This window comes from Mycobacterium sp. GA-1199 (assembly GCF_001500045.1).
Taxonomy (GTDB): Bacteria; Actinomycetota; Actinomycetes; order Mycobacteriales; family Mycobacteriaceae; genus Mycobacterium.
In genome coordinates this window covers 97,472-118,527 of sequence record NZ_LQIX01000012.1, presented here as the reverse complement: position 1 = coordinate 118,527, position 21,056 = coordinate 97,472, and the positions used below count along the sequence as shown (strand labels likewise).

Here is a 21,056-nt window from a genome sequence, read left to right as displayed (position 1 = left end):
CGGTCGCTACGAGATTAGCTCACTCCTCGCGGCGCCTGCGACGCCCGCCCGGTGTGGGGCTCGCCTGCAGCCGGGCCAACAGTTCAGCGACGGACTGTCCGGCGGTGTCGGGGTCGTCGGCGCTGCGGTGTCGCCGCCCTCCGGGCGCGGGTGGTTCCGGCGGTTCTGCGGGCCCGGCCTGCTGCTCCGGACGCCCCGGATCACCGCTTCCCGGCGACGCCGAATGCCTGCCGCGTCGCGGTTCGGGCACCGGCGGCGAGAGGTCGGGTTCGGCGGCCGGCCGGGCCGCGTCTTCTCCGGGTTCCGGCGCCCGGCGCCTGCCGACGTACTCGGTCGTCGATCCGTTGCCTCCCGACACCCAGTTGCTGCCCGGGGCGCCGGGTGGAATCCAGCGCCCATCCGCCGGTGCCGGCTGCCAGTCACTGGTCGGCGCAGGCTCGGGCGGGGGCGGCGGCACGGGCTCGGCCCGCGGTGGTGGCGGCGGCACGGGCTCGGCCCGCGGCGGTGGCGGTGCCACGGGCTCGACCGGCGGTGGTGGCGGCGGTGGCGGTGGTGGAACGGGCTCGGCCCGCGGCGGTGGTGGCGGAGCGGGCTCGGCAGGCGGCGGCGACCACGCGGCAGGCTCCTGTGCCGGTTGCTGTCCCCAGTCGGCGTCGGAGGCTCTGCGGTGCGCCCCGCCGTGCTCGGCGGTCGGTTGCCAATCGAACTCGGGCGGTTGGGGTTCGGCGGGCACGTCGATGATCGCGCTTTCCTCGGTCCGCTCTTCGATGTCGGGCCGGTAATCGTCGATGCGGCTGCTGCTGACGCGGCCCGTGGTCTCCGAATCCCTCGCCCAGTCGCTGTAAGCGCGCACGGTCGTGCGCTCGGGTTCGATCGCGGGCCGGTGCGACAGGTCCGCGTCGAAGAGGATCTCCAGATTGGCGCGCAGCGCGGACAGTTCGGCTCGCAGGCTCGCCATCTCGTCGGCCGCCTGTGCGCGCACCTCGGCTTCCAGCTCGCGGCGCAGTTGCGTCTCCAACGACAGCTCGTATTCGCGCCGCGCCGAGATCTCACGGTCCAGCTGCAGGTCGTAGACGAGCTTGAGGTCGCGCACCTTGGCCTGGTCGACATCGCTCTGCCGTCGGTAGATGACCGAGACGAACGCCGCGACCACCGCCGCCCACAACGCCAGGATGACCGCAAGCTTGAGCAGCTCCACCCGATCGGTGAACACCAGCGCGGAGCTGGCCGCGATCGCCAGCACCAGCAACGCGGTCAACAGCATCCAACCCGGCCTGCGGGCGGCACGCCGATAGCGTGCGCTGCGGGTCGGATCGGTCATGGGGGCGACTGTACCTGTCACAGGTCACTCCGCGTGTCGCCTCGTCGGCGATTCGTTACCGCGTGGGCCGAACTTCGTTAATCCGTTGCCCCATTGGGGTTCTCCGGCGGCTCGCCCGGAGACTTGCAGCAATGCTGCAACCACAGCGCGGCAACCACCAGAGCCAATGCGCACCCGGCGGCCACCGCGGCACCCGCGGTGTCCTCGGCGGCGACGCGCAGAGTGGAACGGCGCGGCAACAGGTACGCCAGGACGGCCGCCCACCAACCGAACACCAGCGCGCCGACCCAAGCCGAGGCCTTGGCGATCACCACGGACCGCGCCACCGCGAGCGGGTTCAGCCGGCCGGATCCCACGCCGATCTCACCGTCGTTGATCTTGGCGCGGACGTGGAACGCCCAGCCCGCTTCGGCGATCGCCACCCCCAGCAGCGACACACCCGTCCACAGTGTGATCGGCGGGAACCACCGGTATGACGCGAGCACGAGCAAATAGCCGACGACAGCGGTCAGCACCGCAGCGGCCGCGAGGTCGCGCCTTCTGGTCGGCCCCATCAGCGCAACACCAACTCCGTGCGGTGCACGCCGTCGCGTTCGGCCGGTTGGAGCGCGGCGAGCAGTTCGTCGACCCGGCGCAGTCGGCCTGCCACCGTCAACGCCGCGTCCGGTTCCACCACCAACCAGGGCACGAGCACGAACGCGCGTTGGTGGGCACGCGGATGCGGCAGGGTCAGGTCGGGGTCCTGCGAGATCAGCTCGCGTCCCCCGCTTCGGCAGGTGACGATGTCGACGTCGAGCGTGCGCGGCCCCCATCGTTGTGCGCGCACCCGCTCGGCGGATTGTTCGAACTCGTGGGCGCGCCGTAGCCAACCGTGGCCGTCGAGCGCGGGATCGTCGGCCACGAGGACGGCGTTGAGGAACGGCTCCTGTTCGACACCGCCCCACGGGGCGGTCTCGTACACCGGCGACGCCGCACGCAGCGCGTCACCGAGCCCGTCGACGACCGACCGAAGCATCGCCAGCCGGTCGCCGAGATTCGACCCGATCGACAAAACCGCGGTGGTCAAGGGCCACCCCGGGCGCGCCGCGATCGACGCGCCACCACCGCGACGTCGGAGAACGTCAGCGGGATCGGCGCCGCGGGCTTGTGCACGACCACCTCGACGGCGTGCACACGGCCGTCATCCATGACGCCGTCGGCGATCTCTGCGGCCACCGTCTCGATCAGGTCCCGCGGCGGTCCGGCGACGATGTCGGCCGCCCGCTGTGCCAACGCGCCGTAGTCCAGGGTGTCGGCGAGGTCGTCACTGGCCGCCGCGGCGGCGAGGTCGATCCAGACCGTGATGTCGACGATGAACTCCTGGCCGTCGCGACGCTCGTGCTCGAAGACACCGTGATGGCCGCGAACTCGCAAGCCGCGCAACTCGATTCGGTCAGCCATGCGACCACGCCTCCAACACCTTGACCGCATCGACCGACGCGCGCACATCGTGCACCCGCACACCCCAGGCGCCGTGCAGACCGGCCAGCGCCGAGATCACCGCGGTCGCTGTCTCCCGGCCGTCCGGCGGTCGCGGCTCTCCGTCGGAGTCGGCGAGCAGCGTTCCGAGGAAGCGTTTGCGCGACGCGCCGACCAACACCGGGATGCCGGTGGCGACGAATTCGGGCAGGGCGCGCAACAGCGTCCAGTTGTGGTCGCCGGTCTTGGCGAAGCCCAACCCCGGATCGATGATGAGGTTGGTCGCGTCGACCCCGGCGGCCACCGCGGCGTCCACGCTGGCGAGCAGTTCGGTGCGGACCTCGTCGACGACGTTCCGATAGGCGGGCACCGCGTGCGGACGGTCTGCGCCCACCGACCGCCAATGCATCAGCACCCACGGCACTTTCGCGTCGGCGAGCAATGGCGCCATACCCGGGTCCGCGCGCCCGCCGGAGACGTCGTTGACGATCTGGGCGCCGTTCTCCAGTGCCGCCCGCGCGACGTCGGCGTGCATCGTGTCGATGCTGACCGTGACGCCTTCGGCGGCGAGCTCGGAGATGACCGGGCACACCCGCGATTTCTCGACTTCGGGGTCGATGCGCGTGGCCCCGGGGCGAGTCGACTCACCGCCCACGTCGACAATCGCCGCGCCTTCGGCGACCAGCTCCAGCCCGTGCTCGACGGCGCGGTCGCGGTCGAGGAACAGCCCTCCGTCGGAGAAGGAGTCGTCGGTGACGTTCACGACCCCCATGACGCGCACCCGTGTCGAGTTCACTTGCGCAGTATCAGGTCCAGCGCCTCGGCCCTCGATGCCGCATCGACCTTGAACTGCCCTCGCACGGCCGATGTGGTCGTCACCGCGCCCGGCTTGCGCACTCCGCGCATGGCCATGCACAGGTGCTCGGCCTCGACCACGACGATCACACCGCGCGGATCGAGTTTGCGCATCATCGCGTCGGCGATCTGACCGGTGAGCCGTTCCTGCACCTGCGGTCGCTTGGCGTAGAGATCGACCAGCCGGGCGATCTTGGACAACCCGGTGACGCGCCCGTCCTGGCCGGGGATGTAACCGACGTGTGCCACGCCGTGAAAAGAGACCAGGTGATGCTCGCAGGTCGAGTACATCGGGATCTGCTTGACCAGCACCAGCTCGTCGTGCTGCTCGTCAAATGTGGTGTCCAGCACCGAATCCGGATCGATGTACAGGCCGGCGAACAACTCCTTGTACGCCCGCGCCACCCGCGCGGGCGTGGACTCGAGCCCATGGCGGTCCGGGTCCTCCCCCACCGCGAGCAGCAGTTCGCGGACCGCCGCCTCAGCGCGTGGCTGGTCGAAGTTCGCGGGCCTGAACGAAACAGAGTTGTGCTGCGACTGCGCCAATGGAGCCTCCCTGTGAGCCGGCCGGCCTGTCAGCCGTTACGCCGGCTGTTGTCCTGACCCTTGTCCTCGTTCGATGGGGGTGGTGCACCCTGTTGCTGCGGTGGCCCCTGCTGCGGATACGGCTGATACGGCGGGTAGGGCTGCTGTTGCCAACCCTGATGCGGCGCCGGATACCAGTAGCCGTGCGGCTGCTGGACCGGCGGCTGCGGCTGGGCCGGCGGATGTTGCTGGGCCGGGGGCTGCTGCTGCTGCTGCGGTGACGGCGGCCAGCCTGGTGCGTGCCACCCCGCGGGGGCGCCGTAGTCGGGCTGCGTCGGACCCGAGGAACCGTTCCCGCTGCCGTTGGCGCCGTTCGGGCCGCCCTCGGCCACCTTGGTGGCCTCGGCGGCCTTGGTGGCCGCGGCGATCGCAGCCTTGAAGGCGGGTTCGGGCACCGGTTTGGGCCATTCCTCGCCGCGCTCGATCGCCAGCTCACCGGGGGTTTTGATCGGCGGCTTGTCGGACGGTACCCGCCCGCCGAAGTCGTCGAACATGGTCAGCCGCGGACGCTTCTTCACGTCGCCGAAGATCTCCTCGAGCTCACGCCGGTGCAGCGTCTCCTTCTCGAGCAGCTCGCCGGCGAGGGTGTCGAGCACGTCGCGGTATTCGGTGAGAATCTCCCAGGCCTCGGTGTGGGCGGCCTCGATGAGCTTGCGGATCTCGTCGTCGATGATCTGGGCGACCTCGTGGCTGTAGTCGGGCTGGGTGCCCATGGTGCGACCCAGGAACGGATCGCCGTGCTCGGTGCCGTAGCGCACCGCACCGAGCTTGGAGCTCATGCCGTACTCGGTCACCATCGCGCGGGCGATCTTGGTGGCCTGCTCGATGTCGGACACCGCACCGGTGGTCGGCTCCCGGAACACCAGTTCCTCGGCGGCGCGTCCGCCCATCGCGAACACCAGCCGCGCGATCATCTCCGAGCGGGTCATTAGGCCCTTGTCGTCCTCGGGGACGGCCATCGCGTGCCCGCCGGTGCGGCCGCGGGCCAGGATCGTCACCTTGTAGATCGGATCGATGTCCGGCATCGCCCACGCGGCGAGCGTGTGCCCGCCCTCGTGATAGGCGGTGATCTTCTTCTCCTGCTCGCTGATGATGCGGCTCTTGCGGCGCGGCCCGCCGACGACACGGTCGACGGCCTCCTCCAGCGCCGGGCCGGTGATCACCGTGCCGTTCTCGCGGGCGGTCAGCAGCGCCGCCTCGTTGATGACGTTGGCCAGGTCGGCGCCGGACATGCCGACGGTGCGCTTGGCCAGCCCGTCGAGGTCGGCGTCGGGAGCGATCGGCTTGCCCGCCGAATGCACCTTGAGCACCGCGCGGCGGCCGGCCAAGTCGGGGTTGGAAACCGGTATCTGGCGGTCGAAGCGACCGGGCCGCAGCAGCGCAGGGTCGAGGATGTCGGGCCGGTTCGTGGCGGCGATCAGGATGACGCCCTGGCGGTCGCCGAAGCCGTCCATCTCGACGAGCAGCTGGTTGAGCGTCTGCTCGCGTTCGTCGTGCCCGCCGCCCAGCCCGGCGCCGCGCTGACGGCCGACGGCGTCGATCTCGTCGACGAAGATGATGCACGGGCTGTTCTGCTTGGCCTGCTCGAACAGGTCGCGCACGCGCGAGGCGCCCACGCCGACGAACATCTCGACGAAGTCGGAGCCCGAGATCGTGAAGAACGGCACCCCGGCCTCGCCGGCGACGGCGCGCGCCAGCAGCGTCTTACCTGTGCCGGGCGGGCCGAACAGCAACACGCCCTTGGGGATCTTGGCGCCCAGCGCCTGATACCGCGACGGGTTCTGCAAAAAGTCCTTGATCTCGTAGAGCTCTTCGACGGCCTCGTCGACGCCTGCGACGTCGGCGAACGTGGTCTTCGGCATGTCCTTGTTGAGCATCTTGGCCTTGGACTTGCCGAACCCGAAGCCCATCCGGCCGCCGGTCTGCATGCGGGAGAACATGATGAACAGCCCGACCAGCAGCAACAGCGGCAGCAGGTAGATCAGCAGCGAGCCGAGCATGCTGCCCTGGTTGACCACGGTGTTGGTCTTGACGTTCTTGTCCTGAAGAGCCTCGAACAGCGTGACCCCGTACCCCGTCGGGTACTTGGTGATGATCTTGTCGCTGTTCTCGGTGTCGCCGTTGCCGCTCTTGAGGTCGAGCCGTAGCTGCTGTTCGCGGTCATCGATCTGCGCGGTCTTGACGTTGTCGCCGTCGATCTGCGCGATCGCCACCGACGTGTCGATGGGCTTGTAACCCCGCGTGTCATCGCTGAAGTAGTAGAAGGACCAGCCCAGCAACAGCACGACCGCTATCACGGTCAGCGTGCGGATGACATTTTTCCGATTCATCAACTATCCGTCGTCGAAACTTCGAAACCTCTCCAACAGGTGCGCAGTTGGAATAGTTCAGGCTACCGCTAGACCAACGAACCAAGGTTCCCGACGGTTCTCCACGCCATCCCGCCGAACGTGGGTTACCCGCACGCTGCCGGCCATGGCGACGTGCTTTATGCCCACACTCGCGCCGCGGAAGTGCTTGGGTGTTGATCGTGCTGACCTTTACCGAGCGGTTCGTCGACACCAACGGCGTCCGCCTGCGGGTGCTCGAGGCCGGCGAGCCGGGCGCCCCGCTGGTGGTGCTGGCCCACGGCTTTCCCGAACTGGGGTTCTCCTGGCGCCATCAGCTGCCCGCTTTGGCCGAGGCCGGCTATCACGTGCTGGCGCCCGATCAGCGCGGCTACGGGCGGTCGTCCAAACCCGAGGCCGTCGATGCCTACACCGTCGTTGATCTGAGCGCCGACATCGTCGGCCTGCTCGACGACGTCGGCGCCGACCGGGCGGTCATCGTCGGCCACGACTTCGGCGGCGCCGTGGCGTGGGGCGCACCGCTGCTTCACCCGGACCGCTTCGCCGGCGCGGTGGGCATATGCGCGCCGCCGGTACCGCGCTCGCGGGTGCCCACGACGCAGGCGTTCCGCCGCATCTTCGGCGAGAAGTTCTTCTACGTCCTCTACTACCAGGAGCCCGGCCCGGCCGACGCGGAGTTGAACCGCGACCCCGCCATCACCATCCGCAAGCTCATCGGCTCGACCACCGCTTCCAGGGACGGGCTCATGGCTGAGCGGATGACCGCGCCGGGACCGGAGGGTTTCCTGGCCCGCATACCGGAGCCCGGCGATCTACCCGATTGGATCAGCCAAGAGGAAATCGACTACTACATCGAAGAGTTCAGCCGCACGGGCTTCACCCCCGCGCTCAACTGGTACCGCTGCTTCGATCGCAACTGGGAACAGACCGAGAGCCCGCCGTCCGCGACGATCGACGTGCCCGCGTTGTTCATCGGCGGCACCGAGGATCCCACGATGGCCTACACCCCCCGCCACCGCGCCCGTGAACTGGTCGCGGGCGACTATCGCGAGGTGATGATCGACGGCGGACACTGGCTGCCCCAGGAGCGGCCCGCCGCGGTCAACGCCGCGCTGCTGGAGTTCTTGAACCGATTGGATTGGTGAATGCGCGCTGCCGTGCTGCGAGACGGACAGATGATGGTCCGCGACGATGTGCCCGAGCCGGTTCCGCAGGAGGGTCAGGTTCTGGTCGCGGTCAGCGCCTGCGGTATCTGCGGCTCCGATCTGCACTTCGCCAAGCACGGCGCCGAGATGGTGCGGCTCACCCGCGAGATCACCGGTATGCCGGTACAGGGCGGGCTGCCCGTCGACCTGGGCAGCGATGTGTTCATGGGCCACGAATTCAGCGGCGAAGTCCTCGAGGCCGGTCCCGGCACCGAGGCGCCCGCTCCGGGAACTCTTGTCACGTCACTGCCGGTGTTGTTGTCGCCCAAGGGATTCGAACCGATCATGTCCAGCAACACGGTGCTCGGCGGGTACGCGGAGAGGATGCTGCTGTCCGTGCCGCTGCTGCTGAGCGTGCCCGACGGCGTCGATCCGCGGCACGCCGCGCTGACCGAACCGATGGCCGTGGGCCTGCACGCCGTCAACAAGTCCGACATCGGTCCCGGCGAGGCCGCGCTGGTGATCGGGTGCGGTCCGATCGGGATCGCGATCATCGCCGCGTTGCGACTCAAGGGTGTCGAATGCATTGCGGCGGCTGACTTCTCGGTGCGCCGGCGGGAACTCGCAGCGACGATGGGCGCGCAGGTCACGCTCGATCCTGCGCAGGGTTCTCCGTTTGACAGCGCGACACCGGCGGTGATCTTCGAAGCCGTCGGTGTTCCCGGGATCATCGACGACGTGATGCGCAGGGCTCCGTTGGGCAGCCGCCTGGTGGTGGCCGGGGTGTGCATGCAGCCCGACACCGTCACGCCGTTGTTCGGCATCGCCAAGGAGATCAACGTCCAGTTCGTCAACTCCTACGACTACAACGAGTTCGCGGAGACGTTGCGCGCCATCGCCGACGGGCGCATCGACGTCTCGCCGCTGATCACCGGCGAGGTGGGACTCGAAGGCGTCGGCGCCGCATTCGACGAACTCGCCGACCCCGACATGCACTGCAAGATCATGGTGACCCCCTGCCGGTAGGGTGCCAGCCATGCCAATCGCTGCCCGGGCGAAGACGCCCACCCGAATCCTCGCGGCCGCGGCGGTGGGGTTCGTCGCCCTGCTCTCGGGCTGTGACGCGACGGCCGCCCCCGTCCTCACCAACGACGACGACAACACACAGCGCCAGGTGACGGTCGTGGGCAGCGGTGAGGTGCTCGGCGCGCCCGACACGCTGACGATCAACGCGGGGATGGAGGTCGTGGCCGCCGACGCAGCCGCCGCGCTCAACCAGACCAGCCAACTGCAGCGCGGCGTCATAGACGCACTGGTCGACTCGGGCATCGACCGCAAGGACATCAACACCTCCGAGGTGAGCGTGCAGCCGCAGTACGGCGGCGGCGACAACACCATCGACGGCTACCGGGCGACGAACACGATCGACATCAAGGTCCGCGCGCTCAACACGGCGCCCCAGGTGTTCGGGATCATCGCGGGCCGGGGCGGTAACGCGACGAGGATCAACAACGTCACGCTCGCGATCGAGGACGATTCCCAACTGGTGCGCGAAGCGCGCGCCCGCGCCTTCAACGACGCCAAGAGCCGCGCCGAACAGTACGCGCTCCTGGCCGAGTTGGACCTCGGCAAGGTCATCTCGATATCGGAGGTGCCCGCCTCGTCGCCGCCGACGCCGTATCCGACTCCGCGCGGCCCGGCCGCCGAAATGGCGGCGGTCCCCATCGAGCCCGGTCAGCAGGCCGTCGGCTTCAACGTCACCGTGATCTACGAGCTGACCTAACCCGCGGGCGCGATGTCCACCGGGATACCGTTGAGCACCGCGGTGCCCGACAACGGATCCAGATTGTTGCCGTCGTTGAGCTGGTTGACGTTCACGCCCGGCGCGGCGGCCGCGACCCGTTGACCCGTGCCGTCGCGGTCGTGACCCCAGCCGTGCGGTAACGACACCACGCCCCGGCGCATCTCCGGCGTGATCTCGACCGGGGCCAGCAGCTCACCTCCCGGTCCTTTGACGACGGCGGTGTCGGTCAGGCCGAGCTCCGCGGCGTCGTCGGGGTGGATCCGCAGCGTGCACCGGTTGGACCCGCCCGACAACGCGGGCAGGTTGTGCATCCAGCTGTTGTTGGAACGCAGGTGCCGTCGTCCGATGAGCACAAACCCGTCGGGGCGCACGCCGAGCGCGTCCCGCAGCCGCGCGACGTCGGCGGTCAACTCAGGCGGCGCGAGTTCGATCCGGCCGGACGGCGTGCGCAGCACCTCGGCCAGGCGCGGTCGCAACGGCCCCAGGTCGATACCGTGCGGTGCGGCCTTGAGCTCGGCCAGCGTGAGGCCGTCGGGGTTGGCGCCGAACGCATCGCCGTAGGCGCCCAGGCGCAGCATCATGTCGAGGCGCCGTTCGTAGCCGGGAGCCGTCGGCAGCATCGCGGTCATCTCGTCGACGGAACGCCCGGCGACCGGCGAATCCGGGTCGGCGGTCTCCTTGGCCAGCGTCGCGGCGATCACCTGATTGTCGACCAGCATCGGATCGGCGTCGGGGCCCAGGCCGTAGAGGATCAGGGCGATGCGCGCGAGGATCTCGGCTTCGTCCGGCCGGTCGGTCAGCGGGAGGGCCGGCGGTGAGTATCGCGCGTTGTTGCGCACCGCCAGGGCGTTGAGCGCGATGTCGAAGTGCGCGCTGCGCGACGGCGGAGGTGGCGGCAGGATGACGTCGGCGTGCCGGGTGGTCTCGTTCAGGTACGGATCGACGCTGAGCATGAACTCGACACCGTCCAGCGCCTTGGCGAGGCGGTCTCCGTCGGGCGCCGACAGCACCGGATTGCCCGCGATGGTGATGATGGCCTTGATCTGCCCGTCACCGGGGGTGTCGATCTCCTCGGCCAGCCCCGCGGCCGGAAACTCCGAGAGGGCTTCGGGATAGCCCGACACGCGGCTCTGCCAGCGCCCGGTGAGAAAGCCGCGACCCGGCCTCGGCGGCCGCGCCGCGGGCGCGATCGGCGATTGCGGGAACATCGCGCCGCCGGGGCGGTCCAGGTTGCCGGTGAGGATGTTCACAACGTCGACGAGCCAGCTGCCCAAGGTGCCGAATTCCACGGTGGACGTGCCGATCCGCCCGTAGACGGCGGCCGACGGCGCCGCCGCGAGCTCGCGTGCGAGCGTGCGTATGTCGTGCGCGGGCACCCCGCAGTACGCCTCGACCGTGTCCGGTGAGAAGTCGGCGGCGAGCGCACGGACCTCGTCGACACCGTCGACGTGGCCTTCGAGGTCCTTCAGGTCGGCGAGGTCCTCGTCGAACAGCACGTGGACGATCCCGAGGAGCAGCGCCGCGTCGGTGCCGGGCCGCGGCGCGAGGTGGCGGTCGGCGAGTTCGGCGGTGCGGGTGCGGGCGGGGTCGATAACCACGAGGCGTCCGCCACGCTTGCGCAGCGCGCGCAGCTTGCCCGGGAAGTCGGCGGCGGTCGCGAGGCTGCCGTTGGAGACAAGGGGGTTCGCGCCGATGACCACCAGATAGTCGGTGCGGTCGAGGTCGGGCACGGTGAACGCGACGGGGCTGCCGAACATCAGGCCCAGCGCGACGTGCTTGGGCATCTGATCGAGCGTGCTCGCCGAGTACACCTGCCGGGTGCCCAAGGCCTTCACGACCAGCGGGGTGTACAGCCCGCCCGCGATGGTGTGGGCGTTCGGGTTGCCCAGGTAGACGCCGACGGCCGCACCGCCGTGCTCGGCGATGACACCGCCGAGCCCGTCGGCGGCCGCAGCGAACGCCTGTGCCCAGGTCGTCTCGGTCAGCACGCCGTCACGACGGACCATCGGCCGGGCCAGCCGGTCGGGATCGTTGTCGAGTTCACCGAAGCTGGCACCCTTCGGGCAGATGAAGCCGTGGCTGAACACGTCGTCGCGGTCGCCGCGGGCACCGGTGACGCGACCGTCGTCAATGGTGAGGACCAGGCCGCAGGTGGCCTCGCACAGCGGGCAGATGCGAAGGGCTGTTTCGCGCATGTCCCCTATCTTGCGCCGAAATTGAATTCCGGCAGGTCTCTACTCGCACTTTCGCTGCTGGACCGCAACTTCGCGGAGCGGTCAGTGCTGCTCGTACACCTTCGGGTCCAGCGTGCCGATGTAGTCGAGGTCGCGGTAGCGCTCGGCGTAGTCCAGGCCGTAGCCGACGACGAACTCGTTGGGGATGTCGAAACCGACATGCGCGATGTCGACGTCGGCGCGCACCGCGTCGGGCTTGCGCAGCAGCGCGCACACCCGAAGCGATCGGGGATGGCGCGTCGCGAGGTTGCGCAGCAACCACGACAGCGTCAGCCCGGAGTCGACGATGTCCTCGACGATGAGCACGTCGCGGCCGTTGATGTCGCGGTCGAGGTCCTTGAGGATGCGCACCACGCCGGACGACGACGTCGACGACCCGTAGGAGCTGACCGCCATGAACTCCAGCTGGGTCGGTAACGGAATCGCGCGCGCCAGGTCCGTGACGAAGAAGACCGCGCCCTTGAGCACGGTCACCAGCAGGAGATCTTGGCCGTTGGCGGCGACGGTGTCGCGGTACTCCTCGCCGATCAGGGCGCCGAGCTCGGCGATCTTCGCCTGGATCTCGTCGGACGACAGCAGTACCGACTTGATGTCACCGGTGTACAAATCGGCGGATCGCTCAGGCACGGGCACAGTTTTTCATGGTTCGGACCGGCTCCGTGTGCAGGGTCAGCATGCCGCCCCGGCGGCCCGCGATCAGCCGTCGTTCACGCAGGGGCGAGCCGACCGCCACCCCGCCCTGGCCCCGCCACGCCATGACGAGGGCGTCGACGGCGCGGATCTGCTTGTCGGTCAGCCCGGCGGCGCCTCCATCGAGCAACCACCGGCGAATCACCCTGCGCCGCAGCGCCTCTGGCAAAAGGGCGAGTTCCGCCCCGTCGAGCGCTTCGTCGTGACGCAGCCTCGTCAAGGCGCGGTCGGCCAGCTCGTCGAGGGTGTCGGTGTCGGTGCGCAAAGCGTCCGCGGTGCGGGCCAAGGCCTCGGCGACCCCACCACCGAGAACGACTTCGAGAAGCGGCAGCACCTCCTCACGCAGGCGAACCCTGGTGAACCTGCGGTCCGAGTTGTGCGGGTCCTGCCACGGGATGAGGCCGAGCTCGGCGCACGCCGCCTCCGTCACCGCCCGCCGCACGCCGAGCAGGGGCCGGCCCCACGGCGGATCCCACGGCCGCATACCGGCGATGGACCGCGGCCCGGAGCCGCGGCTCAACCCCAGCAGCACCGTCTCGGCCTGGTCGTCCAGGGTGTGGCCCAGCAGCACGGGCAGTTCGCCGCGTGCCGCGTCCAGCGCGCGGTACCGCGCGGTGCGCGCGGCGGCCTCGGGGCCACCCGCCGTGCCGACGTCGACGGTGATCACCTGCGCCGCAGGGCATCCCACAGACAGAGCCTGCTTGCGTGCGTTCTCGGCCACCGCGGCGGAGTCCGGCTGCAGTTGGTGGTCGACGATCAGCGCGGTGGTCGGTTTGAGGCCGGCCGCGACCGCGGTCAACGCCAACGAGTCCGGGCCTCCGGAGAGCGCGACGCACCAGCTGTCACCGACGCCGAAGTCGCGGTCGAACGCCGCGACCGCCGCGCGAAGCCCGGCTACAGCACCCTGTCGATCCATCGGTGCGGCTCGTCGATTTCGGTTGGCAGAGGCAATGTTTCGGGTCCCGTCCACACGGCGTTGAATCGGTCCATGCCGACAGCGGACACCACATGGTCGACGAACGCCTTGCCGCGGGTGTACTGGCTGAGCTTGGCGTCGATGCCGAGAAGCATCCGCACCACCCGCTGCAGCGGCGACTGTTTGCGCTGGCGCCGCTCGTCGAACCGCTTGCGAATCGTGGCGACCGAGGGCACCACCGCGGGGCCGACGGCGTCCATCACGTGGTCCGCGTGGCCTTCCAGCAGTGTGCCGAGCACGAGCAGTTTGTCCAGGGCCTCACGCTGAGGTTCGGACTGCACCGCCCGCAACAGTCCGATCATGCCGCTCGAATTGGCATTTGGCACAGCGCCGTTCGATTCGCTGCGGCGGCTGCGCACGAACGAGGCCAGCCGGGAGGCCATCTCGGCGATGTCCTCGGCGCCTTCTTCGGTGAGCACTGCCAGCGCACCGGACATGTGCTCGGCGAGCCACGGGTTGGCGCGGAACTGCACCCGGTGGGTCACCTCGTGCAGGCACACCCACAGCCGGAAGTCGTAGGGCTGCACCTGCAGCTGACGCTCCACGGCGATCACGTTCGGGTAGATCAGCAGCAATTCGCCGCCTCCGGGACCGAACGGATCGTACTGGCCGAGGATGCCCGAGGAGATGAACGCGAGCACCGCTCCGGTCTGCGCCCCCGTGATGCGCCCGCTGATCGCACCCGCCGGCTTGTCCGAGCCCCCCGTCATCACGCGCATCGACCGGGTGGCCGCGCGAATCCACTGCGGGCGGTCCACAATTCGCGCCTCGGGGATCTCGCCACCTTCGGTCATCCCGGTGACCTCGCGCACCGGAAGCTCGGCCGAGCGCGACGCCTCGGCCAGCTGTTCGATCACCTGCCTGCGCGTGTAGTCGGTGGCCGCCGGACCGGGTCGAGCCAGCTTCTCACCGACGGTGGCGGCGAAGTCCCAGTCGACGGCGCGACCGACCGACAGCGAGGATTTGGCCGAGGGGCTCACGCGCTGCATCCGCACGCTCGCAGTGTGGCGGCCAGGTTGTCGAGCGCGATGCGTCCGGTCGGGCCCGCGTTGTTGGAGATCAGCGCGAACGTGAGCACCCGCCCGCTCGAGTCGGTGACGATGCCCGCCAGGGAGTTGGTTCCGGTCAGCGAGCCGGTCTTGGCGCGCAGGAACCCGGCGGCGGGCTTGACGACGGGGGTGTCCAGATAGCGGTTCGACAGCGTGCCGCTGCCCCCGGCGATGGGCAGCAGGTCGACCAGGGGCCGCAGCTTGGGGTGCTCGTCTCCGGCCGCCGCCTGCACCACCTCGTCCAGCGTCTCGGCGGTGAGCCGGTCGTCGACGGACAAGCCGCTGGAGTCGAAGATCCTCGCGCCGGTGATGTCGATACCGGCGTCGCCGAGTGCGCCGAGGACCGCGCGCGCGGCGCCGTCGAAGCTCTGCGGACGGTTTTGTGCCGCGGCGACCTCGCGCCCCATCGCCTCGGCCATCACGTTGTCCGAAGCGTTCATCATGTCGCGCAGACGCGACATCAGCGGCGGCGACTGGACCGCGCCGAGTTCCCTGCCGCCGCTCGCGCTGCCCGGTGCCACGGTGACCTTCGCCGGGTCGATCTTCAGCGCCGCTGCGAGCGCCCGGCCGGCGTCCAACGCGGGTGTGCGGGACCGTGCCGAGTCGACGCTGACCGGTTGGGTGCGGCCGCCGTCGAGCATGACCGACTCCATCGGCGCGATGTCGCCGCCGTCGATGTCGAGCGGATCCCACCCCGGCGCCATCGTCGGCCCGCTGTAGGCGCTGGTGTCCACCTGCACGGAGGTCACCTCGATGCCGCTACCCCGGACCTGTTCGGCCAGGTCGTTGATGCGCGCGGCGTCCCGATACCAGGTGTCCTCGCCGGCCGGCGCCGCCGAAAGCGTCGGGTCGCCGCCCCCCTTGAGCACCACCACCCCGGGCCTGGAACCACTGAACACCCGCGTCGTGAGCCGGGCATCACGGTCCAGCGTCAGCAGAGCCGCTGCGGCGGTGAGCGACTTGTTCGTCGACGCGGGCTGCATCGGCACGTCGGCGCGCTGCTCCCACAGCACCGTGTCGGTCAGCGCATCGGTGACGCGGCCGGTGAGGTCACCGAGGTTCGGGTCGGCCAGCACGGGGGCCAGCTTGGCCGCCAGCAGGTCCGGGACGGGCCTGGGTGCCGAGTCGGCCACCGGTACGACGCCGGGGTTCGCGGTCGCGGCCGGGGGCGTCGGCTTACCCGCAGAAGCTTCGGTCGACGGCCCCGCCGTCACCAGCGCAGCGACCAGCACGACCACGGCAACCAGCAGCAATACCGCCGCGCCGATCGCCACGTGCGTGGATCGGCGCCACTGACTGGGCCGCATAATCCTCCTGCTCAAACCAGACCGCCCCCGTACAGCAGCGTATCCCTCGATTAAGGTTGACCCGCGTTATCACCGGACGACCCAGACAAGAGCACAGGGCAAGGAGCCGCGGCCGTGCAGTTCGAGGTAGTGATCGAGATCCCCAAGGGTTCCCGCAACAAGTACGAGGTGGACCACGAGAGCGGCCGGGTGAAGCTGGACCGCTACCTGTACACGTCGATGGCCTATCCAACCGATTACGGGTTCTTCGAGAACACCCTCGGTGAGGACGGCGACCCACTCGACGCCCTGGTACTGCTGCCCGAATCCGTGTTCCCCGGTTGCATCGTGGAGGTCCGCCCGGTGGCCATGTTCCGGATGACCGACGAGGCCGGCGGCGACGACAAGGTCCTGTGCGTGCCTGCCGACGATCCGCGCTGGGAGCACATCGCAGACCTCGGCGACGTGCCTACCTACGAACTCGAGGCGATCAAGCACTTCTTCGTGCACTACAAAGATCTCGAGCCGGGCAAGTACGTGAAGGCCGCCGACTGGGTCGGCCGCTCGGAGGCCGAGGCTGAGGTTCAAGCGTCGATCGAGCGGTTCAATAAGGCCCACTGAACGGATTTACGCGGGCGCTGATTTTTCCTCCCCGTAACGTGACGTAACCCGGGCGTTCTTCCCGCGACTGATCATTGCTGTCGTGTTGATGCATCAGGGAATCGGTCTCGAAGCGTTCAACGCGATGCCGATGCGCAGGGCCGTCCACGCCGTCTACGAATGCTGCTACAGCGTGCCCTTGGCCGCGGATCTGGCGCGCGGGCGACCGTACCCCGACCACGACTCGCTGTTCCGTGAAGCCGATGCGCTGCTGTTCAGCCTCGGCGAGGACTCCATCGACACCATCCTGCAGGCCTACCCGGACATCGGGCGGCGGCCGGGCAGCGAGAAGTCGGCCGCTGAGCAATGCGCGATCTGGTGTGACCAGCCCGAGATGATGGAGCGTCTGAGTCAGGCGTCGAAGCAATACCTCGAACATTTCGGCTTCGGGTTCGTGATGTTCGTCAACGGCTACGACACCGAGCGGGTGCTGGCATCGATGCTCGACCGGATGCACAACGACATCGAGACCGAGCGCAAGATCGTCCGCAACGAGTTGGCCCGCATCAATCGGACCCGGCTCGAACGCATGCTGGGACCCGAAGGCGGCTACGACAATTGGTGACGAACCAGGCCGTACGTCAGCGATAAAAGGGGCGTCCATACGCATGGCGGCGCCGAAACAATCGGCATTTTCGCTGATGTTTCAGTGATCGACGGCGCCGCATGCTGGCTAGCATGATCGACACGAGCTGCACGAACTCAGAAATCGGCCCGGACATGAGCGAGCTTCCCACCGGCACGGTGACGTTGCTGCTGGCAGACGTCGAGGGATCGACGCGGCTGTGGGAAACCCAGCCCGACGCGATGACTATCGCCGTCGAATGGCTCGACCGGTGCCTGGCCGAGGCCGTCGCCACTCACGGCGGGGTGCGGCCCGTCGAACAGGGTGAGGGCGACAGCTTCGTGATTGCGTTCGCCCGGACCGCCGACGCGGTCGCCTGCGCGCTCGAGCTTCAGCGCGCCCCGCTGGCCCCGATCAAGCTGCGGATCGGCGTACACACCGGCGACATCCAACTGCGCAGCCACAAGGAGGGCGAGGGCAACTACATCGGCCCGACGATCAACCGCACCGCGCGGTTGCGCGAGCTGGCCCACGGCGGCCAGACCGTGCTTTCCGGAACGACGGAAGCACTTGTCGTAGACCAGCTTCCGGCCGGCGTCACGTTGCTGGACCTCGGCACTCACCCGCTGCGCGACCTGCCGCGCCCGGAACGCGTCGTGCAGCTGTGCCATCCTGACCTGCGCAACGAATTCCCGCCGCTGCGTACCGCCAAGACCGTTGCCGCCGAGCGCCTTCCGGTGCAGCTGACCAGTTTCGTCGGTCGTCGAACCGAGATCACGGGGATCGGCGAGGCGCTCGTCGGCAACCGGCTCGTCACGCTGACCGGCGCGGGGGGCGCGGGCAAGACCCGGCTGGCGGTGCAGGTGGCCGCCACCATTGCGACCGACTTCGCCGACGACGTCTGGTACGTCGACCTGGCTCCGATCACCGACCCCGACATGGTTGCCGTGGCCGTCGCCCGCGCGCTCGGCCTACCAGACCAACCTGGCCAGCCGACGGTCGAGGTGCTGCGGCGGTTCATTCGCGACCGCCACATGTTAGTCCTGGTGGACAACTGCGAGCACCTGCTCGACGCGAGCGCCGAGTTGCTCGCCGACTTGTTGAGCGCATGCCCGGCCCTGACACTGTTGACGACCAGCCGCGAACCGATCGGCGTGACCGGCGAGGTGAGCTGGCGGGTACCGTCGCTGTCGCTGGACGACGAAGCGATCGAGTTGTTCGGCGACCGCGCCCGCCGGACCAAGCCGGACTTCCGTGTCACCGCCGAGAACGCCCGCATCGTGACCGAGATCTGCCGCCGGCTCGACGGGCTGCCGCTGGCCATCGAGCTCGCCGCGGCGCGGGTCCGCGCGTTGTCGCCGACTGAGCTCCTCACTAGCCTGCACGACACGTTCCGGCTGCTGACCGGCGGAGCGCGTACCGCGGTGCGCCGCCAGCAGACGCTGCGTGCCTCAGTGGACTGGTCGCACGCGTTGCTCAGCGAGCCCGAACAGATGCTGTTTCGCCGGTTGGCGGTCTTCTACGGCGGGTTCGACCTCGACGCAGCGCAGGCCGTGGCCGGTGGCGAGCGTTATCAGGTGCTCGACCAGCTCACGCTGCTGGTCGACAAGTCGCTGATGGTGGCCGAGGAAAGCCCCATGGGCACCCGCTACCGGCTGCTCGAGACCGTGCGCCAGTACGCGCAGGAGAAACTCGTCGAGTCCCGTGAAAGCACCGACGTGCGAGCCCGCCACCGCGATCACTACACCGCGATGGCCGCTCTGCTCGACGGACCAACGGACGCCGAACACGAACGGCGGCTGGAGTGGGCGGAAGGCGAAATGGGCAATCTGCGAGCGGCTTTCGCATGGAGCCGGGAGAGCTCCGACACCGAGGAAGCCTTGAGATTGGCGTCGTCGCTGCAGCCGCTGTGGCTGACGCGAGGTCGCATCCAGGAAGGACTGAACTGGCTCGGCGCCGCCCTGGCCGATCACGGCCCCGAGACAGCGGACCTCTCGGCGGTATTCGCTCGAGCGTCGGTCCGCAAGGCACAGTTGCTCGCCCAGCTGGGCAGGGCCGACGTCTTCGACGAGGCCGAGCGAATCCTGGCGACAGCGCGCGGTTTCGGTGACCCTTTGCTGGTGGTGCAGGCGCTGGGCGCGTGCGGGATCATCGGGGCGGCCATCGACGCAGAGACCGCGCAGCGCTACTTCACCGACGCGGCCGGAATCGCCCGCGACCTCGGCGACTCGGCAACCTTGGCGCAGATCAGGGCCCACGAGGCCACCTCCTGTCTGCTCGGTGGCGGTTCGATCCCGCGCGCTCAGGCCGCCGCCGAAGAAGGCCTTCGGATTGCCGAGACCATAGGTGACGGTTTCGTCTCGCGTCAGTGCCGATTAACGCTGGCCTGGGTGCAGATCTTCGGCGTGGACCCCGCCGGGGGCGCCGACAGCATGGGTCAGGTAGCCGAGGCGTCCGCTGCCGCCCACGACGCGATGTACGCACGGGTGCTGCAGGCATACGCGCTCGCATACATCGGGGATTCGGGCGGCGCCGCGGCCATGGCGGAGGCCGCGCTGCACAGCGCGTCCGCTCTCTTCGAGTTCTACGAGGGCCCCGTCCACACCGCGTTCGGCATCAGCCATCTCGCCGAGGGTGACGCGGCCGCGGCCTGCACCGCGTACGAGGAGGCGCTGCGATGCAGCGGCATGGATCTCCAGATCGCCTCTACCTACGTTTGGGCGCCCCTAGCGCCGTTGGCATCCGGCGATCTGCCCGCGGCCCGTCGCTGGGCCGACGACGTCGTGGCGGCGACCAAGGGTTGCGGTCGCTCGGTTGCGCTGACCTCGCGCTCACGGGTGGAGATCGCGCAGGGTGAACTCGTCGCCGCCGAACGCGATGCCTACGACGCGCTCGACTTGGCTACCAGCCTCGGGGTTGGGTTCGTCGTTCCGTTCGCCCTCGATTGCCTCGCGTTCGCGGCGGCCGAGGCCGACGGCAACCGGTCAGCACGTCTCCTCGGGGCCGCGGAGGCGGCTCGCCAGCGCATGGGAGTCGTGCGCTTCAAGGCCCTGCAAGCCGACGACGCAGTCCGCATCGCGGTTGTACGTAATATAGTGGGCGACAACGACTTCGACTCCGCATATGCCGAGGGCGCCGCCCTTTCGATCGAGGAGGCGATCGGCTATGCACAACGCGGTCGAGGTGAACGCAAGCGCCCCGGCAGCGGGTGGGCCTCGCTCACTCGAGCCGAACTCGAGGTCGTCAGGCTCGTCAGCGAAGGCCTCGGCAACAAAGACGTCGCGGCGCGGTTGTTCGTGTCACCGCGCACGGTGCAAGCCCATCTCACCCACGTCTACACCAAACTGGGCCTGACCTCGCGAGTGCAGCTTGCCCAGGAGGCAGCCAAACACGGCTGAGGTTTGCTCGTGCGCAAGTCTGGTGCCGGTGGCGACCGCTGGCTAGTGCAAACGGCTCGTCGCCAACGCGCTATGCCGTCTGCCAGTTCGTGATCGCCGCGGCCTGCTTCTGACCCAGCTCTGTCACGAGGTCGGCCGGTGCGGGATCGTTTGCGGGACCTTCGAATTCGATCGTCGTCGCGGTGTTGCCCTCGGTGAAGGTCAACACGGCCACGGACTCGCTGCCGTCGAGCGAGGTACCGGTGACCATCGTTCCGCCGGTTCCCACGTCGACGGGTTGTGAGTGCTGGTTGGCGACGTCGGCGGCCGCGCCGTTCAGTGCAGCCGTAGCGGCTTCGGGATCGGCAAGCACCAGGATGGTGGTCGTGATCTGGCGTGTGCCGCCCTCGCGGTGGGTCTACTCGGCCCTCACATCGGGCTGCCCGTCGGGATCGATGGCGAGCGGCGCGGCGGTGTAAGCCAACGAGTCGGTGATCGAGTTCGGATCGACCGGCAGCGTGCTGTAGTCGGTGGATTGGGCTGCGGCCGAACCCATTCCGAGCGCGACGGCGAACGTCATCACAGCGACCGCGCAGGCGGCCTTGACCGCCGTCGATGTCAGCATGGGTAGCACCCCCAACCCCGCCAGCCGTCACGCCAGAACCAGCCCGGACCGCATCCCATGTTCCCGGTCGTACCCTGG

The 21,056-nt window shown here is 69.1% G+C and carries 19 protein-coding genes and 1 pseudogene; 6 read left to right on the top strand and 14 right to left on the bottom strand.

The genetic code is table 11. From position 1 onward, the window contains the following. Positions 1-19 precede the first annotated feature (19 nt). The 7 genes and pseudogenes from AU198_RS09560 to ftsH all read right to left on the bottom strand — a co-directional run bounded on the left by AU198_RS09560 (position 20) and on the right by ftsH (position 6,549). The gene (locus tag AU198_RS09560) at positions 20-1,321 is read right to left on the bottom strand and encodes a DUF6779 domain-containing protein (RefSeq protein WP_064347873.1); all 1,302 of its coding nucleotides are present in this window, start codon (positions 1,319-1,321) and stop codon (positions 20-22) included. Between the two features lie 77 nt (positions 1,322-1,398). Further along, positions 1,399-1,875, bottom strand: coding sequence for a DUF3180 domain-containing protein (locus tag AU198_RS09555; protein WP_064347872.1), 477 nt, complete (start codon positions 1,873-1,875; stop codon positions 1,399-1,401). Beyond that, entirely contained in the window at positions 1,875-2,387 is a 513-nt protein-coding gene (folK, locus tag AU198_RS09550; protein WP_064347871.1) for a 2-amino-4-hydroxy-6-hydroxymethyldihydropteridine diphosphokinase, read from the bottom strand. Before folK ends, AU198_RS09555 begins: the two co-directional genes overlap by 1 nt. Next, a complete protein-coding gene (folB, locus tag AU198_RS09545) occupies positions 2,384-2,734 on the bottom strand; it encodes a dihydroneopterin aldolase (RefSeq protein ID WP_502689280.1) in 351 nt (116 codons plus the stop codon). Before folB ends, folK begins: the two co-directional genes overlap by 4 nt. Next, positions 2,735-3,551, bottom strand: a pseudogene (gene folP, locus AU198_RS09540) (dihydropteroate synthase); the annotation flags it as partial. It lies immediately after the preceding gene. A gap of 20 nt (positions 3,552-3,571) precedes the next feature. Continuing rightward, positions 3,572-4,180, bottom strand: a complete 609-nt coding sequence (gene folE, locus AU198_RS09535; protein ID WP_064347869.1) for a GTP cyclohydrolase I FolE — start codon at positions 4,178-4,180, stop codon at positions 3,572-3,574. Between the two features lie 29 nt (positions 4,181-4,209). Next, a complete protein-coding gene (gene ftsH / locus AU198_RS09530) occupies positions 4,210-6,549 on the bottom strand; it encodes an ATP-dependent zinc metalloprotease FtsH (protein WP_064347868.1) in 2,340 nt (779 codons plus the stop codon). Between the two features lie 197 nt (positions 6,550-6,746). On the opposite strand from ftsH, the gene AU198_RS09525 reads away from it, so the two are divergent. From AU198_RS09525 to AU198_RS09515, 3 genes are read left to right on the top strand one after another with little or no spacing between them, the layout of a single operon-like run. Further along, complete coding sequence (locus AU198_RS09525; protein ID WP_502689279.1) at positions 6,747-7,712, top strand: alpha/beta fold hydrolase; 966 nt, start codon at positions 6,747-6,749, stop codon at positions 7,710-7,712. Then, entirely contained in the window at positions 7,713-8,738 is a 1,026-nt protein-coding gene (locus tag AU198_RS09520; protein WP_064347867.1) for a zinc-binding dehydrogenase, read from the top strand. Between the two features lie 10 nt (positions 8,739-8,748). After that, on the top strand, positions 8,749-9,495 hold the full coding sequence (locus AU198_RS09515; RefSeq protein ID WP_064347866.1) for an SIMPL domain-containing protein: 747 nt from the start codon (positions 8,749-8,751) through the stop codon (positions 9,493-9,495). On the opposite strand, the gene AU198_RS09510 is transcribed toward AU198_RS09515, so the two are convergent. From AU198_RS09510 to dacB, 5 genes are all read right to left on the bottom strand, one after another. Then, positions 9,492-11,711: a molybdopterin-dependent oxidoreductase gene (locus AU198_RS09510; RefSeq protein WP_064347865.1), complete on the bottom strand. Its 2,220-nt coding sequence runs from the start codon at positions 11,709-11,711 to the stop codon at positions 9,492-9,494. The two genes, AU198_RS09515 and AU198_RS09510, sit on opposite strands and share 4 nt — an antisense overlap. Before the next feature lie 81 nt (positions 11,712-11,792). Further along, entirely contained in the window at positions 11,793-12,383 is a 591-nt protein-coding gene (gene hpt, locus AU198_RS09505; protein WP_064347864.1) for a hypoxanthine phosphoribosyltransferase, read from the bottom strand. Beyond that, complete coding sequence (gene tilS / locus AU198_RS09500) at positions 12,370-13,356, bottom strand: tRNA lysidine(34) synthetase TilS (RefSeq protein WP_064347863.1); 987 nt, start codon at positions 13,354-13,356, stop codon at positions 12,370-12,372. The genes hpt and tilS overlap by 14 nt, the downstream gene beginning before the upstream one ends. Then, positions 13,335-14,405, bottom strand: coding sequence for an Rv3626c family coenzyme F420 biosynthesis-associated protein (locus tag AU198_RS09495; RefSeq protein ID WP_064348183.1), 1,071 nt, complete (start codon positions 14,403-14,405; stop codon positions 13,335-13,337). Before AU198_RS09495 ends, tilS begins: the two co-directional genes overlap by 22 nt. Then, positions 14,393-15,772 carry a D-alanyl-D-alanine carboxypeptidase/D-alanyl-D-alanine endopeptidase gene (gene dacB, locus AU198_RS09490; RefSeq protein WP_064347862.1) on the bottom strand — a complete coding sequence of 460 codons (1,380 nt, stop codon included), beginning with the start codon at positions 15,770-15,772 and terminating at the stop codon, positions 14,393-14,395. Before dacB ends, AU198_RS09495 begins: the two co-directional genes overlap by 13 nt. 114 nt (positions 15,773-15,886) lie before the next feature. Between dacB and AU198_RS09485 the strand changes: the two genes are divergently transcribed. The 3 genes from AU198_RS09485 to AU198_RS09475 all read left to right on the top strand — a co-directional run bounded on the left by AU198_RS09485 (position 15,887) and on the right by AU198_RS09475 (position 20,374). Further along, complete coding sequence (locus AU198_RS09485) at positions 15,887-16,372, top strand: inorganic diphosphatase (protein ID WP_064347861.1); 486 nt, start codon at positions 15,887-15,889, stop codon at positions 16,370-16,372. An 82-nt stretch (positions 16,373-16,454) separates the two neighbouring features. Further along, the gene (locus AU198_RS09480) at positions 16,455-16,976 is read left to right on the top strand and encodes a 2-oxo-4-hydroxy-4-carboxy-5-ureidoimidazoline decarboxylase (RefSeq protein WP_231744622.1); all 522 of its coding nucleotides are present in this window, start codon (positions 16,455-16,457) and stop codon (positions 16,974-16,976) included. Positions 16,977-17,089: 113 nt separating this feature from the next. Continuing rightward, positions 17,090-20,374, top strand: coding sequence for a LuxR family transcriptional regulator (locus AU198_RS09475; protein ID WP_231744621.1), 3,285 nt, complete (start codon positions 17,090-17,092; stop codon positions 20,372-20,374). 70 nt (positions 20,375-20,444) lie between these two features. On the opposite strand, the gene AU198_RS26615 is transcribed toward AU198_RS09475, so the two are convergent. Together AU198_RS26615 and AU198_RS26610 are read right to left on the bottom strand one after the other, a co-directional pair. Then, positions 20,445-20,726, bottom strand: a complete 282-nt coding sequence (locus AU198_RS26615; protein ID WP_231744620.1) for a hypothetical protein — start codon at positions 20,724-20,726, stop codon at positions 20,445-20,447. Between the two features lie 45 nt (positions 20,727-20,771). Next, complete coding sequence (locus AU198_RS26610; RefSeq protein ID WP_231744619.1) at positions 20,772-20,978, bottom strand: hypothetical protein; 207 nt, start codon at positions 20,976-20,978, stop codon at positions 20,772-20,774. Positions 20,979-21,056: the final 78 nt, after the last annotated feature.